The 16,926-nt window shown below is 72.6% G+C and carries 12 protein-coding genes; 9 read left to right on the plus strand and 3 right to left on the minus strand.

From position 1 onward, the window contains the following. Positions 1–9: 9 nt before the first annotated feature. From ACFQ79_RS15970 to ACFQ79_RS15980, 3 genes are all read left to right on the plus strand, one after another. Entirely contained in the window at positions 10–603 is a 594-nt protein-coding gene (locus tag ACFQ79_RS15970; protein ID WP_383583522.1) for a hypothetical protein, read from the plus strand. Between the two features lie 172 nt (positions 604–775). Further along, positions 776–973, plus strand: coding sequence for a hypothetical protein (locus ACFQ79_RS15975; protein WP_376572720.1), 198 nt, complete (start codon positions 776–778; stop codon positions 971–973). A 7-nt stretch (positions 974–980) separates the two neighbouring features. Continuing rightward, positions 981–4,037, plus strand: coding sequence for an AAA family ATPase (locus ACFQ79_RS15980; protein ID WP_383583524.1), 3,057 nt, complete (start codon positions 981–983; stop codon positions 4,035–4,037). Here the strand turns inward: ACFQ79_RS15980 and ACFQ79_RS15985 are convergent. From ACFQ79_RS15985 to ACFQ79_RS15995, 3 genes are all read right to left on the minus strand, one after another. Then, a complete protein-coding gene (locus tag ACFQ79_RS15985) occupies positions 3,921–4,241 on the minus strand; it encodes a DUF6191 domain-containing protein (protein ID WP_383583527.1) in 321 nt (106 codons plus the stop codon). The two genes, ACFQ79_RS15980 and ACFQ79_RS15985, sit on opposite strands and share 117 nt — an antisense overlap. Before the next feature lie 8 nt (positions 4,242–4,249). After that, on the minus strand, positions 4,250–5,404 hold the full coding sequence (locus ACFQ79_RS15990; RefSeq protein ID WP_383583530.1) for a PQQ-dependent sugar dehydrogenase: 1,155 nt from the start codon (positions 5,402–5,404) through the stop codon (positions 4,250–4,252). Positions 5,405–5,517: 113 nt separating this feature from the next. Next, a complete protein-coding gene (locus ACFQ79_RS15995) occupies positions 5,518–6,540 on the minus strand; it encodes an aldo/keto reductase (protein WP_383583533.1) in 1,023 nt (340 codons plus the stop codon). A 75-nt stretch (positions 6,541–6,615) separates the two neighbouring features. Here ACFQ79_RS15995 and ACFQ79_RS16000 point away from each other — a divergent pair, with 75 nt between their 5' ends. The 6 genes from ACFQ79_RS16000 to serA all read left to right on the plus strand — a co-directional run bounded on the left by ACFQ79_RS16000 (position 6,616) and on the right by serA (position 16,915). Continuing rightward, positions 6,616–7,581 (plus strand): 2-hydroxyacid dehydrogenase, encoded by a 966-nt coding sequence (locus tag ACFQ79_RS16000; protein WP_383583536.1) that lies wholly within the window; start codon positions 6,616–6,618, stop codon positions 7,579–7,581. 899 nt (positions 7,582–8,480) lie between these two features. Continuing rightward, positions 8,481–11,318: a putative bifunctional diguanylate cyclase/phosphodiesterase gene (locus ACFQ79_RS16005; RefSeq protein WP_383583631.1), complete on the plus strand. Its 2,838-nt coding sequence runs from the start codon at positions 8,481–8,483 to the stop codon at positions 11,316–11,318. A 214-nt stretch (positions 11,319–11,532) separates the two neighbouring features. Beyond that, positions 11,533–13,383 (plus strand): acetolactate synthase large subunit, encoded by a 1,851-nt coding sequence (locus tag ACFQ79_RS16010; protein ID WP_383583539.1) that lies wholly within the window; start codon positions 11,533–11,535, stop codon positions 13,381–13,383. Between the two features lie 41 nt (positions 13,384–13,424). Next, the gene (ilvN, locus tag ACFQ79_RS16015) at positions 13,425–13,952 is read left to right on the plus strand and encodes an acetolactate synthase small subunit (RefSeq protein WP_266897003.1); all 528 of its coding nucleotides are present in this window, start codon (positions 13,425–13,427) and stop codon (positions 13,950–13,952) included. A gap of 133 nt (positions 13,953–14,085) precedes the next feature. Continuing rightward, positions 14,086–15,087, plus strand: coding sequence for a ketol-acid reductoisomerase (gene ilvC, locus ACFQ79_RS16020; protein WP_073912719.1), 1,002 nt, complete (start codon positions 14,086–14,088; stop codon positions 15,085–15,087). A gap of 238 nt (positions 15,088–15,325) precedes the next feature. Beyond that, positions 15,326–16,915: a phosphoglycerate dehydrogenase gene (serA, locus tag ACFQ79_RS16025; protein WP_383583542.1), complete on the plus strand. Its 1,590-nt coding sequence runs from the start codon at positions 15,326–15,328 to the stop codon at positions 16,913–16,915. Positions 16,916–16,926 lie beyond the last annotated feature (11 nt).

Here is a 16,926-nt window from a genome sequence, read left to right on the forward strand (position 1 = left end):
GTGCCGCGCATGGACACCAAGACGACGACAGAGAAGACCGGCGAGAACGCGGACGCCGCCGGGACCGCCGAGGCGGCCGCGCCCGTCGAGGAGAAGGCCGCGGTCGCGCTCGGCAAGCAGGACGCCGAGCCCGCCACCGCGCCGGCCGCCGCGGACGAGCTCGCCGCCACGGACGAGCTCGCCGACGAGGACGACGAGCTGTTCGCCGAGGCGTCGGCTCCCTCCTCCGCCGGCATCGGCGGCGCCGCCGCGGCCGTGGTCTCCGCCGCTCTCGGCGCCGTCGCGCTCACCGGCACCTGGACCGGCAAGGTCGTCTCCGAGCGCGAGACCCTCCTCGGACAGATCAAGACCTCCGGGTCCGGCACCCCGGCCCAGCAGATCTCCGAGATCTACGGCGACGCCTGGCACAGCACCGCCCTGGTCAACGGCGTCTTCGCGCTGATCGCCCTGCTCGTCGCCGTCCTCGTGCTCGTCCTCCCGGGGCGCCCCGCCTGGGTCCGCTCGGTCGCCGTCGCCGGCGCCGTCCTCGGCGGCCTGGGGCTGCTCCTGTCGGTCGGTACCTACTTCGACCTGTTCCTGAGCCTGCCGACCGCCGGATCCTGACCCCTGCCCCGGGCAGCCCGGGGCGAGGCCTAAGTACCCCCGGGACCCGCCTAAGGACCCCCGCACCCCGAACATGCGGCACACGCCCGATGTGACCGCACCCCCTGGGAAACGAGAGTGGAGGCATCGCAAGGAGCGATACCGAAACCCGAGAAGAACCAGGGAGCACCCGATGTTCGAGTACGAACTCCACCGCATGAACCACGCCCAGCTCGTCCGTGAGGCAGCCGCCCAGCGGCTGTCCCACGAGGCCGCCGAGACGGTCGGCTCCGCCCGGGGCCTGCGCCGCCTCGGCCGCCGGAGCGGGGACAAGGACGCGGAGGGGCGGGTGAGCGACGGCGGACGCGGGCGCTTCGTCCGGGCCGCGTGACACCCGTATGAGCGACGGCACGGACGGCTGTGCGATGCTCGGCGCCGTGGAGACCAGGTCAGTCAGTCCCGTGTTCGTCGGCCGCGCCGGCGAACTCACCGCCCTCACCGAGGCGCTCTCCCGCGCGACCGCGGGGGAGCCCCAGGCCCTGCTCATCGGCGGCGAGGCGGGGGTCGGCAAGACCCGGCTCATCGAGGAGTTCCTCGACACGGCCTGCGCGCGGGGCGCCGTCGTCGCGCTCGGCGGCTGCGTCGAGCTCGGCGCCGACGGACTGCCCTTCGCCCCCTTCGCCACCGCGCTGCGCTCGCTCCGCCGGCGCCTCCCCGGGGAACTCGCCGCGGCGGCCGACGGCCAGCAGGCGGAACTCGCCCGGCTGCTCCCCGAACTGGGCGACCCCGGCAGCCACGAGTCCTCGGACGAGGACTCCACCGCCCGCCTCTTCGAACTGACCGTACGGCTCCTGGAGCGGCTCGCCGCCGACCGTACGATCGTGCTCGTCCTGGAAGACCTGCACTGGGCCGACGCCTCCACCCGGCACCTGCTCACCTACCTCCTCCGCACCCTGCGCCGCGGCCGCATCGTGGTCGTCGCCAGCTACCGCGCCGACGACATCCACCGCCGCCACCCGCTGCGCCCCCTCCTCGCCGAACTCGACCGGCTCCGCACCATCCGCCGCATCGAACTGGCCCGCTTCACCCGCACCGAGGTACACCGCCAGCTCACCGGCATCCTCGCCGCCGAACCCGACCCCGGGCTCGTCGAGGAGGTCTTCGAACGCTCCGACGGCAACGCCTTCTTCGTCGAGGAACTCATCGTCTCCCACGAGGCCGGCTGCGCCGCGGGACAGCTCAGCGACTCCCTGCGCGACCTCCTGCTCGTCCGGGTCGAGACGCTCCCCGAGGACGCCCAGCGGGTCGCCAGGATCGTCGCCGAGGGCGGCTCCACCGTCGAGTACGGACTGCTCGCCGCCGTCGCCCGGCTCGCCGAGGACGACCTCATCGAGGCCCTGCGGGCCGCCGTCGGCGCCAACCTCCTGCTCGCCGTCCCCGACGGCGACGGCTACCGCTTCCGTCACTCCCTGGTCCGCGAGGCCGTCAGCGACGACCTGCTGCCCGGCGAACGCTCCCGCCTCAACCGGCGCTACGCCGAAGCCCTGGAGGCCGACCCCGGGCTCGTCCGGGCCGACGAGCGCCCCAACCGGCTCGCCACGTACTGGTACCACGCCCACGACCCGGCCAAGGCCCTGCCCGCCGTCCTCAGCGCCTCCGTCGCGACCCGCAAGCGCCACGCCTACGCCGAGCAACTCCGCCTCCTCGAACGGGCCATGGAGCTCTGGGACGAGGCCCCCGCCGAGATCCGGGGCTCGCTCCGGCCCCTGGACTACGCCGAGGCCTACCCGGCCTGCGGCTGCGACCCCGAGACCGCCGCGCTCAGCTACCTCGACCTGCTCGCCGAGGCCGCCGTCGCCGCCCGGCTCAGCGGCGACCGCGAACGCGCCCTGAAGATCGGCAAGACGGCACTGCGCCTCCTCGACGACGCCGAGTCGGGTGACCCCCTGCGCGCCGCCTGGTTCTGGACCGAGCGGGCCCGCCTCCAGTCCAACCTCGGCCGCGGCGACGGCTGGGAGGAGATCGCCCGCGCCCAGGAACTCGTCAAGGGCCTCCCGCCGTCCGCCGTCCACGCCGTGGTCCTCGTCGGAGCCGCCGGCTGGGGCATGCTCCGCAACCCCGGCCACGACGCCCTCGCCGCCGCCGAACGGGCCGTCGAGTACGCGCGGCTCGTCAAGGCCGAGTCGATCGAACTCAACGCCCGGCTCACCCTCGGCACCCTCATGACCGCCGCCGGCGACGTCGAGGCCGGACTCCGCGAGATGCACGCCGTACGGGAACGCACCGCGGACCTCGGCCAGTTCACCGAGACCGCCCGCGCCCACATCAACATCTCCTCCGCCCTGGAGTCCCTCGGCCGCTCGGCGGAGGCCGTCGAAGTGGCCGAGACCGGCATCCGCGTCGCCCGCTCCTACGGACTCGTCGACAGCGTCGGCTGGGTCGAGGCCAACCGGGCCGAGTCCCTCTTCTCCCTCGGCAGCTGGGACGAGACCGGGGAGATCGCCACCCGGCTCCTCCGCTCGGCCACCAGCAGCAAGCCCCGCGGCTCGGCCTCCCTCCGCCTCGCCCAGCTCGCCGTCGCCCGCGGCGAACTCGACGCGGCGCGCCGCCACCTCGCCGACGCCCGGGCCGCCTACGGCAGCCGTGACTCGATCCCGCAGTACGTCCTGCCCATGGCCCAGGTCGAGATCGCCGTGGCCGCCGCCGAGGGACGCATCGAGGACGTCCGGACCCAGCTGGCCGCCGCCGAACAGGCCGGCTTCCCGCCCAGCACCCACCGCTACGGCTGGCCCCTCCTCCTCACCGCCGTCACCGCCGAGGCCGACAGCCGGGGCCTGCCCGCCGCCGACGAGGGCCGCGCCGAGGCGCTCGCCGTGGTCCGCCGCAGCGTCCGCGCCCTCGCCGCCCCGGCCCCGGTCTGGGAGGCCTACTCCCGGCAGGTCTCCGAGGAGATCGCCCGCGCCGAGGGCCGCGAGACCGCAGCCCGCTGGGCCGAGGTGGCCGCCGCCTACGAACCGCTCGATCGCCCGTACCAGCTGGCCCGCGCCCGCCACCGCCTCGCCGACGCCCTGCTCGTCGAGGGCGGCCGCCGTGAGGAGGCCACGGCCCTGCTCCGGGAGGCCCACGCCACCGCGGTCCGTCTCGGCGCCCGCCCGCTCCGCGAGGACGTGGAGCTCCTCGCCGCCCGCGCCCGCCTCTCCCTGACCGAGGAGAAGCAGGTCCCGGCCCCCGCGGAGCCGGGGGACGACACCTTCGGTCTCACCCCCCGCGAGCAGGACGTCCTGCGCCTCGTCGCGGCCGGCCGCACCAACCGTCAGATCGCCGAGGAACTCTTCATCTCACCCAAGACGGCCAGCGTCCACGTCTCCAACATCCTCGCCAAGCTCGGCGTCGCCGGGCGGGGCGAGGCCGCCGCCCTGACCCACCGCCTCCACCTCCTCGGCAAGCCCCTCTGACCCGCCGGGCCCGCCGCCCGCCGCGTCCCCCGCCGGGCGGCGGGGGGCCCGTATCGTCACACGGCCCGAGGTGAGGTCTATCGGCCCCCGTGACGGGTCGGCGTCACCCGGATCCTCCCTGGTCAGCGCCTGCCTGCGGAGCTCCTCCTCGGTGTGCCTGCGGCCGGGCGCGAACAGCTCCGCCAACGGGTCGAACACGGTCACCAGCTCCTTCAGTTCACCTCCAGCCGGAGAATCCTGTCGTCCCCGGGACCGGGCGTACCCCGGCCGTCGGTTTCGCTGGTCACCAGCCAGAGCCGCCCGCCGCTCCCCGCGAGGACCGTGCGCAGGCGCCCGTACTCCTGCGAGAGGAACGCCTGGGGGTCCCCCGAGCGTTCCGCCCCGGAGAGCGGGACCCGCCACAGCCGCTCGCCTCTGAGTCCGGCCATCCAGATCGCGCCCCGGGCGTACGCGATCCCGCTGGGGGAGGCCTCCGAGGTCGGCCACTGGGCCACCGGGTCCACGAACCCGGCCTTCCCGGTCCGCCCCTCGGCCTCAGGCCAGCCGTAGTTCTTCCCTGGCTCCACCAGATTCAGCTCGTCCCAGGTGTTCTGCCCGAACTCGGCCGCCCACAGGCGGCCCTCGTCGTCCCAGGCGATGCCCTGCACATTGCGGTGCCCGTACGAATAGACCACCGATCCGGGGAAGGGATTGCCGGGCGCCGGCCTGCCCTCCGGTGTCATCCGGAGGATCTTCCCGCCCAGCGACTCCCGGTCCTGGGCCAGACCGGTCCGGCCCGTCTCGCCCGTCCCCGCGTACAGCATCCGGTCCGGCCCGAACGCGATCCGTCCGCCGTTGTGCACGATCCCCTTCGGGATGCCGGTCAGCACCGGCTGCGGCGCGCCGAGCCGGTCCCCCTCCGCGCCGCCGTACCGCATGCGCACGATGCGGTTGTCCGACTCGGCGGTCAGATACGCGTACACCCAGCCGTCCCGCACGGCGAGGCCCATCAGCCCGCCCTCGCCGCCCGGCACCACCCCCGGCACCTCGCCGAGCGGGGTCTTCGCCCCGGTCCGTCCGTCGACCCTGGTGATCGTCCGCTCGTCCCGCGAGGAGACCAGCAGGTCCCCGCCGGGCAGCTCGGCGAGCCCCCAGGGGGACCGCAGCCCCTCGGTGAGCGTGCCCGTCACCGTCACCCGCCCGCCGGCGGGAGCGGTGGCGGAGCCGGACGGGCTCGCCGGGGCGGTGGCCGAAGCCGAAGCCGAAGCCGAAGCCGACGTCGGCGGAGCCGTACCCGGCCGATCCTCCGTACCTCCCGAGGAGCAGCCCGCCACCAGGACCAGCACGGCGGCGCCCCACAGGGCCTTCACAACTGCAGGACGGCTCATGGCACGGTCCCCTTCGATGAGTCGAGCGGCATCCCTTCACCCTTGATACACCGCCCGGCGCGATCAGGTTCCCGACCTCCGCGACAAGCCGCTCCCGCGATCCGCCGAGACCCTCAGTCCCAGGACCCCCGGGCCGCCGGAAGGGCCGCGATCTCCGCCAGGTCCGCCGCCGTCAGCCGCAGCCCGGCCGCCCGGGCGTTCTCCACCGCCCAGCGCTCCCGCTTCGCCCCCGGCACCGGCACGACGTGCCGCCCCCGGCCGAGCACCCAGGCGAGCGCCACCTGTGCCGGGGTGACCTCCGCCCCGTGCCGCGCGGCCACCCGCCGCAGCCCCGCCACCAGCGGCTGGTTCGCCGCCATCATCTCCGCCGTGAAGCGGGGGTGCCGGGCCCGCGGATCGTCCGGCTCGAAGCCGCCGCCCGGGGTCAGCGTCCCGGTCAGGAAGCCGTTCCCCAGGGGCATCGCCGCCAGGAAGCCGACGCCCCGCGCCGCACACCACGGCAGCAGCCGCACCAGCGCCTCCTGGGACCACACCGACAGCTCGGCCTCCACCGCCGCCACCGGGAACACCTGCTGGATCCGCTCCAGTTGGCGGATCGTTCCCTCATAGCCGTCACGGCTGACACCGGTCGCGCCCCGCCGGGCCGAGCGACTGCCGACGGCGCAGAGCCCGAGCGCCCGCACCTTGCCGGCCGAGACCAGCTCGGCCATCGCTCCCCAGGTCTCCTCGACCGGCACCTCGGGGTCCGCGCGGTGCAGCTGGTAGAGGTCGATCACATCGGTCTGGAGCCGTCGCAGCGAGGCGTCGCAGGCCCGGCGGACGTATCCCGGCCTGCCGTTGGCGACCACGTGCCGGCGCTCGCCGCCGTCGCCGACGAGCAGTCCGCACTTCGTCGAGACGAAGGCGTCCGCCCGTCGCTCCTTCAACACCCGCCCCACCAGAAGCTCGTTGGTGAACGGTCCGTACATGTCGGCGGTGTCGAGCAGGTTCACCCCGGCGTCCAGCGCCGCGTGCACGGTCCGCAGCGAGCGGTCACCCCGCTGTTCCGAACGGCTGTACGCCCAGCTCATCGGCATGCACCCCAGGCCGATCGCACCCACGTCGAGCGCCGTCGCCCCGATAGTCCTGCGCTCCACCTGCCGGTACCCCTCCCTGTGCCGTCCCCCAAAGTAACCAATGACGCCCGGGATTCTTCGCATAGCCTCCCGCTCATGAGACTCGCGAACACGACCGCTGACGTGTGGCTTCCGATTCCCGCGGACGAGATCGAAGATCTCCCCGAACCGGGCGCGTCGGGGCTGAACTACCGCTTCTGGGACGGCGGGCCGGAGTTCCCGGCCGACCCGGCGCACTGCGCCTTCTACGTCGTCCCGTACATGAAGGGCTCCGAGATCGCCGTACGGCCGCTGGCCGCGATGACCTCGCTGAAGGTGGTGCAGACCCTGTCCGCGGGCATCGACCACGTCACCCCCGGCATCGGCTCGCTGCCCCCGGGCGTCGCCGTCTGCAACGCGAAGGGCGTCCACGAGGCCAGCACGGCCGAGCTGACGCTCGCGCTGATCCTGTCCTCGCTGCGCGGCATCCCCGGCTTCGTACGGGGCCAGGACGCCGAGGAGTGGCGCGCCGGCTTCTACCCGGCCCTCGCCGACAAGTCCGTCCTGATCGTCGGGTACGGGTCGATCGGCGCCGCCATCGAGGACCGGCTCGCGCCCTTCGAGTGCGCGCGGGTGTCGCGCGTCGCACGCTCCGCGCGCACCACAGCGCGCGGCGAGGTCCACCCCCTGACGGAGCTGCCCGCGCTGCTTCCGGATGCCGATGTCGTCGTGCTCTCCACCCCGCTCACGCCCGCGACCAGGCATCTCGCCGACGCCGGGTTCCTCGGCCGGATGAAGGACGGGGCGCTCCTGGTGAACGTCGCCCGCGGGCCGGTCGTCGACACCGCGGCCCTGCTCAAGGAGGTCGAGAGCGGCAGGATCACGGCGGCACTCGATGTCACCGACCCCGAACCGCTGCCGGCCGGGCATCCGCTGTGGCACGCTCCCGGTGTCCTGATCAGCCCCCATGTCGGAGGTTCCACTTCCGCCTTCATGCCGAGGGCGAAGCGGTTGATCGCGGGGCAGCTGCGGCGGTTCGCGGCGGGCGAGGAGCAGGCCAACGTCCTGCTCACCACCGGCTGACCGGCCGAGCTGGGCCGGCCGGGTGGTACGCGCCCCCGACACGCGCTGCCTGCAAGCCCCTGGACCGTCACGGAGAGTACTGCGACCCTGTCCCTGAGTGACCGTCCTGGTGTATCGTCCCGGAGCGGGGGGACTGCGTCGAGTACGGGCTGACGCTGGGGAGCGAAGTGACGGGTCATCAGATTCCGAGGGGGGCGACGGGTGAAGCACGGCCGGAGGACCGACGATCCGACGCGGCGACGCCGCCTCCGGCGAGCCTTCCGCACCTCGCCGCCGGCCTCGCGCGTTCCGTGCCGGACCAGGCCGCGCCGCATCGCGCGCCCCGAACCGCCGAGCCACCGGACCCCGGACCGGAGGCCGGGTCGGACACCGACCCGGCTCCCGGGCCGGGCGCCGGACCGCGCACCGGACCGGACCGCCGGGCCGAGGGGCGCGGTGCCGAACCACCGGGCGCGGGCGCTCGCCCCGGCGACGCCACGGCCCCGGCCACCCGTGCCGCCGCGCCGCACGGCGCGCCCGCGGCGCACGGCGCCCCCGCTCCTCATGGCGACTTCACGCCACACGGCGCCTGCGAGGCCTGTGGCGCCGCCGCGCCGGAGCCGCCCGCCCCGGTCGGACGGAAGCCGGGCGCCGCACCGGAACCGGTCGCCCCTGCCGTACCGAAGCCGGGCGCCGCACCGGAGCCGGTCGCCCCTGCCGTACCGAAGCCGGGCGCCGCACCGGAGCCGGTCGCCCCTGCCGTACGGAAGCCGGGCGCCGCACCCGAGCGGGCCGCCCCGGCCGTACGGGACCCCGCCGGCCCCCACGACTGCGACGGGCACGCCCCCGGCGGCACCGACGAGCCGCCGGCGCGGCCGCACGACGCGGCCGGGTGCGGTGGCGCGGCGCCGGAGGGACCGGTGAGCGCGCCCGGGGCGGTCCTCGCACGGCGCCCCGTCGCCGGAGCGGGCGACACCGGACACCCGGACCCCGGGCGGCCCGGCTTCGGCTCGCTCCTCGCCCAGATCGCCCTGGTGGTGATCTGCGCGGGCTACACGACCGGCGCCTCGCTCGGCTGGGGATCACCGGAACTCGCGCTCTTCATGGGCGACTTCGGACTCAGCGCCGCCGCCCTCACCGCCGCGGTCTCCTGCTTCCTCTACGGGCGCGCCCACCGCGGCAGCGCCCGCCCCGCCTGGCTGCTCTTCGCGTTCTCCTCGTTCATGGCCTCAGCGGGCAACGCCGTGTGGGGGTGGTACGAGGTCGTGCTCCGCACGGAGGTGCCCGACTCCTCCATCGCCGACCTCTTCTTCTTACTCTTCGCTCCGCCGGCCATCGTCGGCCTGCTCGTCCTGGCCAAGAAACCCGTCACCCGGGCCGGCTGGGTCTGCCTGGCGCTCGACGCCTGGCTCATCGGGGGCTCGCTCCTCACGCTCTCCTGGAGCCTCGCCCTCGCCCGCACCGCCCACTTCCAGAACGAGCCGGTCGCCCAGGCGGCACTGTCGCTCGCGTACCCGCTGCTCGACATCGTCCTCGTGAGCATGGTCCTGGTGCTGCACTTCCGGCGCTCGCAGGCGAACCGCTCGGCGACCAACACCGCGATCGCCGCCCTCGCCCTGACCGTGCTGTGCGACGCGCTGTTCACCTCGCCGCTGCTGCGCGAGAACTACGCCTCGGGCCAACTGCTCGACGCCGGCTGGTTCGCCGGCTCCCTGCTGCTCGCCTACGCGCCCTGGGGCGTGCGCCGCATCCCGGACAGCGCCGTCACCGCGCGCGGGCCGTGGCTGCACAGCCGTCCGGTCGCCGGCTCGCTCGCCGCCCTCACGCCGTACCTCGCCGCCGCGGTCTGCACCCTCGGCATCCTGTACAACGTCGTGGAAGGGCGCCGGGTCGACCGCGTCGTCGTCCTCACCGGCTGCACGGTGGTCCTCGCCCTGGTCGTACGGCAGGGCATCATGCTCCTCGACAACATCGCCCTGACCCACGAACTGGCCCAGAAGGAGAACCACTTCCGGTCGCTCGTGCAGGGTTCGAGCGACGTCATCATGATCGCCGCGCCGACCGGGATCCTCCGCTACGTCAGCCCGGCCGCCTCCGGGGTGTACGGACGGGACGCCGAGGAGCTGATCGGCTCCGAGCTCGCCTCGCTCATCCATCCCGAGGACCTCGGCGCCGTCGTCCACGAGGTCCGGCGCTTCCTGGCCGTCACACCCGCCGAGGAGCCCACCACCCGGATCGAGTGCCGCTTCCGCTCGGGCCGCGGCGACTGGCTGAACGTCGAGTCCACGGTCAACCGGCACCAGGGCGGACTGATCTTCAACAGCCGGGACGTCACCGAACGCGTCAGGCTCCAGGCGCAGTTGCAGCACAACGCCGAGCACGACCCGCTCACCGACCTGCCCAACCGGGCGCTCTTCACCCGGCGGGTCCGGCAGGCCCTCAGCGGCCGCCGCGCCTCCGATCCCGGCACCGCCGTGCTCTTCATCGACCTCGACGGCTTCAAGGGCGTCAACGACCGCCTCGGCCACCAGGCGGGCGACGACCTCCTCGTCCAGGCCGCCCGCCGCCTCCACGACTCGGTGCGCGCGGGGGACACCGCCGCCCGGCTCGGCGGCGACGAGTTCGCCGCCCTCATCCTCGGGGACGGCGGCCGCGACCAGGCGGCCCGCCAGAAGCAGGTCCAGGAGATCGCCGACCGGCTCCGCCTCACCCTCTCCCGGCCCTACCGCGTCGACGGGGGCAACGAGGTGCGGGTCGCCGCCTCCATCGGCGTCGCCTTCGCCGAGCCCGGCATCGAGGCCGGCGACCTCCTGCGCAACGCCGACCTCGCCATGTACCGCGCCAAGGCGGCCGGCAAGGACCGCGTCGAGCTCTACGCGCCCCAGATGCAGGCCGAGGTGGTCCGCCGGACGGAGCTGGCCGCCCGGCTGCGCACCGCCCTCCACGACGGCGAGTTCGCCCTGCTCCACCAGCCCGTCGTCGACCTCGCCACGGGCCGGATCTCCGCCGTCAGCGCCCAGGCGCGCTGGCGGTCGGCCCAGGGCATCCTCTTCACCCCCGCCGAGTACCTCCGGGTCACCGACGACAGCGAGCGCACCGCCGAGCTCGGCCGCTGGCTGCTCGAAGAGGCCGTCGAGCAGGCGGCCGAGCGGGCGGGAATCGGCCATCGCACCCCCGTGTCCATCCGGATCTCGGCCCGCCGCCTCCTGGACCGCTCGCTGCCCCTCGGCTCGATCGAGTCCCTGCTCACCCGGCACGGGCTGCCGTCCGGTTCGCTGATCGTCGAGCTCGCCGACAGCGACCCCCGGACCCCGCTCGACGAGCTGGAGCAGCGCCTGGTCACCCTGCGCCGTCTCGGGGTGCGGATCGCGCTCGACGGATTCGGCAGCGGACATGTGGCGATCAACGCCCTCCGCAGGCTTCCCGTCGACATACTGAAGCTGGACCGGGGACTCGTCGAGGGCGTCGTCGAGTCGGCCCGGCTCCGCAAGATCACCCGCGGGGTGCTCCGCATCGCCGACGAGCTCGGGATGCAGACCGTCGCCGAGGGGGTCGACGTACCGGAGCAGGTCGTCGCCCTGCGGGCGATGGGCTGCACCCACGCCCAGGGCATGGCCTTCTCGGGCCCGCTCGACGAGTACCGGCTGCGCAGGGCGCTCGTGCGGGACGAGTACCCGCTGCCCGGAGCGGTCCCCGTGCGGGTCGGAAACCGTCCCCCGTTCCGCTCAAATACTGAGACGCCCGTCCCACCCACTTGACAGTGGTGAGGGCTGAGAGGGAGGGTCATTGCCATGCGCACCCGAATTCTCGTACTTGGAAAGCGCGTCGGCTGAAGCAGGGCCACGGTAGGCCCCGCTTGAAACGCACCCGACGCGCTCCCCTCGCTTGCCTCACGGCACGAGGGGTTTTTTGTTGCACTGGCTCACCCCAAAGTCGTCCCAAACCCTCGTAAAACCTCTGCTTCGAGAAGAGATGCTGATGACCGACCAGGCCACCGGGCACCATCCGCAGCCGCGGCCCCGTAGCGGCGCTCAGACCGCCACCGCCGTCGAGCACGTCACGGGCGCGCAGTCCCTCATCCGCTCTCTCGAAGAGGTGGGCGCCGACACCATCTTCGGTCTCCCCGGTGGCTGCATCCTCCCGGCCTACGACCCGCTGATGGACTCGAAGAAGGTGCGCCACATCCTGGTCCGCCACGAGCAGGGCGCGGGCCACGCGGCCACCGGCTACGCCCAGGCGACCGGCAAGGTCGGCGTCTGCATGGCGACCTCGGGACCCGGTGCGACCAACCTCGTCACCCCGATCGCCGACGCGCACATGGACTCGGTGCCGCTCGTCGCGATCACCGGCCAGGTCGCCTCGAAGGCGATCGGCACGGACGCCTTCCAGGAGGCGGACATCTGCGGCATCACGATGCCGATCACCAAGCACAACTTCCTGGTCACCAAGGCCGACGACATCCCGCGGACCATCGCCGAGGCCTTCCACATCGCCTCCACCGGCCGCCCCGGCCCGGTCCTGGTCGACATCGCCAAGGACGCCCTGCAGGCGAAGACCACCTTCAGCTGGCCGCCGCAGACCGACCTGCCCGGCTACCGCCCGGTGACCAAGCCGCACGCCAAGCAGATCCGCGAGGCCGCCAAGCTGATCAGCGCGGCCAAGCGCCCCGTCCTGTACGTCGGCGGCGGCGTGATCAAGGCCGGCGCCACCGCCGAGCTGAAGATCCTCGCCGAACTCACCGGCGCCCCCGTCACCACCACCCTGATGGCGCTCGGCGCCTTCCCGGACAGCCACCCGCTGCACGTGGGCATGCCCGGCATGCACGGCGCGGTCACCGCCGTCACCGCGCTGCAGAAGTCCGACCTGATCATCGCCCTCGGCGCCCGCTTCGACGACCGCGTCACCGGCAAGCTCGACAGCTTCGCCCCGTACGCCAAGATCGTCCACGCGGACATCGACCCGGCCGAGATCGGCAAGAACCGCACCGCCGACGTCCCGATCGTCGGTGACGCCCGCGAGGTCATCGCCGACCTGGTCCAGGCCGTCCAGGCCGAGCACAGCGAGGGCAACAAGGGCGACTACACCGCCTGGTGGAGCGACCTGAACCGCTGGCGCGAGACCTACCCGCTCGGCTACGACATGCCGGACGACGGCAGCCTCTCGCCGCAGCAGGTCATCCAGCGCATCGGCGAGCTCACCCCCGACGACACGATCTTCGCCGCGGGCGTCGGCCAGCACCAGATGTGGGCCGCCCACTTCATCGACTACGAGCGCCCGGCCACCTGGCTGAACTCCGGCGGCCTCGGGACGATGGGGTACGCGGTCCCCGCCGCGATGGGCGCCAAGGCCGGCATGCCCGACCGTCCGGTCTGGGCGATCGACGGCGACGGCTGCTTCCAGATGACCAATCAGGAGCTCACCACCTGCGCCCTGAACAACATCCCGATCAAGGTCGCCATCATCAACAACGGCGCCCTCGGGATGGTCCGCCAGTGGCAGACCCTCTTCTACAACCAGCGCTACTCGAACACCGTCCTGCACTCCGGCCCGGACGACATCCAGGCGAACAAGGGCACTCGCGTCCCCGACTTCGTCAAGCTGTCCGAGGCCATGGGCTGTGTCGCCCTGCGCTGTGAGGACCCGGCCGACCTGGACAAGGTCATCGCCGAGGCCAACGCCATCAACGACCGCCCCGTCGTCATCGACTTCATCGTCCACGAGGACGCCCAGGTCTGGCCGATGGTCGCCGCCGGCACCTCGAACGACGAGGTTATGGCCGCCCGGGGCGTCCGCCCCGACTTCGGCGACGGCGAAGACGACTGAAGCGCGGAACGAAGCAGAGCGAAAAGGAAGAGACCCAGACCATGTCCACCAAGCACACGCTCTCCGTTCTCGTCGAGAACACGCCCGGCATCCTCGCCCGGATCGCCGCCCTGTTCTCGCGCCGCGGCTTCAACATCGACTCCCTCGCCGTGGGCATCACCGAGCACCCCGACATCTCCCGCATCACCATCGTGGTCAGTGTCGAGGACCTGCCCCTGGAGCAGGTGACCAAGCAGCTCAACAAGCTGGTCAACGTCCTGAAGATCGTCGAACTCGAGCCCAGCGCTGCGATCCAGCGCGAGCTCGTCCTGGTGAAGGTCCGCGCCGACAACGAGACCCGCTCCCAGATCGTAGAGATCGTCCAGCTGTTCCGCGCCAAGACCGTGGACGTCTCGCCCGAGGCGGTCACCATCGAGGCCACCGGTTCGAGTGACAAGCTGGACGCGATGCTCAAGATGCTGGAGCAGTTCGGCATCAAGGAGCTCGTGCAGTCCGGCACGATCGCCATAGGGCGTGGTTCCCGGTCCATCACGGACCGGTCCCTCCGGGCCCTCGACCGCAGCGCCTGAGAATCATCGCCTCAGAGTCGTCGGAGGTCGACCGGCGGTCCGTCCGCCGGTCCGACTGACGAGACCCGAAAACTTTCCTCCCGCTCCCCGCCGTACGGTGGGACGCAACACCAGCACCTCAAGGAGATACCCAGTGGCCGAGCTGTTCTACGACGACGACGCCGACCTGTCCATCATCCAGGGCCGCAAGGTCGCGGTGATCGGATACGGCAGCCAGGGCCACGCCCACGCGCTGTCGCTCCGTGACTCCGGTGTCGACGTCCGCGTCGGTCTGCAGGAGGGCTCGAAGTCCAAGGCCAAGGCCGAGGAGCAGGGCCTGCGCGTGGTCTCCGTCGCCGAGGCCGCCGCCGAGGCCGACCTCATCATGATCCTGACCCCGGACCCGATCCAGGCCCAGGTCTACGAGGAGTCCATCAAGGACAACCTGAAGGAGGGCGACGCGCTCTTCTTCGGCCACGGTCTGAACGTCCGTTACGGCTTCATCAAGGTGCCCGAGGGCGTCGACGTCGCCCTGGTCGCCCCGAAGGGCCCGGGCCACCTGGTCCGTCGTCAGTACGAGGAGGGCCGCGGCGTTCCGTGCATCGCGGCCGTCGAGCAGGACGCGACCGGCAACGCCTTCGCGCTGGCGCTCTCGTACGCCAAGGGCATCGGCGGCACCCGCGCCGGCGTCATCAAGACGACCTTCACCGAGGAGACCGAGACCGACCTCTTCGGCGAGCAGGCCGTTCTCTGCGGCGGCACCGCGGCGCTGGTCAAGGCGGGCTTCGAGACCCTGACCGAGGCCGGCTACCAGCCGGAGATCGCGTACTTCGAGTGCCTCCACGAGCTGAAGCTCATCGTCGACCTCATGTACGAGGGCGGCCTGGAGAAGATGCGCTGGTCGGTCTCCGAGACCGCCGAGTGGGGCGACTACGTCACCGGCCCGCGGATCATCACGGACGCCACCAAGGCCGAGATGAAGAAGGTCCTCGCGGAGATCCAGGACGGCACCTTCGCCAAGGAGTGGATGGCCGAGTACCACGGCGGTCTGAAGAAGTACAACGAGTACAAGACCCAGGACGAGAACCACCTCCTGGAGACCACCGGCAAGGAGCTGCGCAAGCTCATGAGCTGGGTGAACGACGAGGAGGCGTAAGCCTCCGGGACCGGGGCCGGACACACCGTCCGGCCCCGGTCCGCATCGTTGGACACCCCGTCCAACCACGGACGGGTGATCCTTCCAACGAGGCGCATGCTCGGCGCCGACGCACCACTACACTGCTCAACAACATTCGCGTTCAGGCCCACAGCGTCGTGCGCTTTCACGCGGCAAGCCCCCTCCACCGCCTGCGGCCGTCGGGACGGCCGTCCGCACTGGATCTGTGAGGACTCACGTGAGCTCGAAACCCGTCGTACTCATCGCTGAAGAGCTGTCGCCCGCCACCGTCGACGCCCTGGGCCCGGACTTCGAGATCCGGCACTGCAACGGCGCGGACCGCGCCGAACTGCTGCCCGCCATCGCCGACGTGGACGCGATCCTGGTCCGTTCCGCGACCAAGGTCGACGCCGAGGCCATCGCCGCCGCCACCAAGCTGCGGGTCGTCGCCCGCGCCGGCGTCGGTCTGGACAACGTGGACGTCTCCGCCGCCACCAAGGCCGGCGTCATGGTCGTCAACGCCCCGACGTCGAACATCGTCACCGCCGCCGAGCTCGCGTGCGGTCTGCTGGTCGCCACCGCGCGCAACATCCCGCAGGCCAACACCGCGCTGAAGAACGGCGAGTGGAAGCGCTCCAAGTACACGGGCGTCGAGCTGAGCGAGAAGACCCTCGGCGTCGTCGGCCTCGGCCGCATCGGTGTCCTGGTCGCCCAGCGCATGTCGGCGTTCGGCATGAAGATCGTCGCGTACGACCCCTACGTGCAGCCCGCCCGCGCCGCCCAGATGGGGGTGAAGCTGCTGGCCCTGGACGAGCTCCTGGAGGTCGCCGACTTCATCACCGTCCACCTGCCGAAGACCCCCGAGACCCTCGGTCTCATCGGCGACGAGGCGCTGCACAAGGTCAAGCCCTCGGTCCGGATCGTCAACGCCGCGCGCGGCGGGATCGTCGACGAGGCGGCGCTGTACTCGGCGCTCAAGGAGGGCCGGGTCGCCGGCGCCGGCCTCGACGTGTACGCGAAGGAGCCCTGCACGGACTCCCCGCTCTTCGAGCTCGACCAGGTCGTCTGCACCCCGCACCTCGGCGCGTCCACGGACGAGGCCCAGGAGAAGGCCGGTATCGCCGTCGCCCGCTCGGTGCGCCTGGCGCTCGCCGGTGAGCTCGTGCCGGACGCGGTCAACGTCCAGGGCGGTGTCATCGCCGAGGACGTCAAGCCGGGTCTGCCGCTCGCCGAGAAGCTCGGCCGGATCTTCACCGCCCTCGCGGGCGAGGTCGCGGCCCGCCTCGACGTCGAGGTGTACGGCGAGATCACCCAGCACGATGTGAAGGTGCTCGAACTCTCCGCGCTCAAGGGCGTGTTCGAGGACGTGGTCGACGAGACCGTGTCGTACGTCAACGCCCCGCTGTTCGCGCAGGAGCGCGGTGTCGAGGTGCGCCTGACGACGAGCTCCGAGTCGCCCGACCACCGCAACGTGGTCACCGTGCGCGGCACGCTCTCGAACGGCGAGGAGGTCGCGGTCTCCGGCACGCTCGCCGGCCCCAAGCACCTCCAGAAGATCGTCGCCGTCGGCGACTTCGACGTGGACGTGGCGCTCGCCGACCACATGGTCGTGCTGCGCTACGAGGACCGTCCGGGTGTCGTCGGCACCGTCGGCCGGATCCTCGGCGAGGCCGGTCTGAACATCGCGGGCATGCAGGTGGCGCGCGCGGAGGAGGGCGGCGAGGCGCTCGTCGTCCTCACCGTGGACGACACCGTCCCGGCCGCGGTGCTCGCGGAGATCTCGGCCGAGATCGGTGCCGCCTCGGCCCGCTCGGTCAACCTGATCTGACGCCTCACCCC

It is taken from the genome of Streptomyces sp. NPDC056480 (assembly GCF_042795405.1).
Lineage (GTDB): Bacteria > Actinomycetota > Actinomycetes > Streptomycetales > Streptomycetaceae > Streptomyces.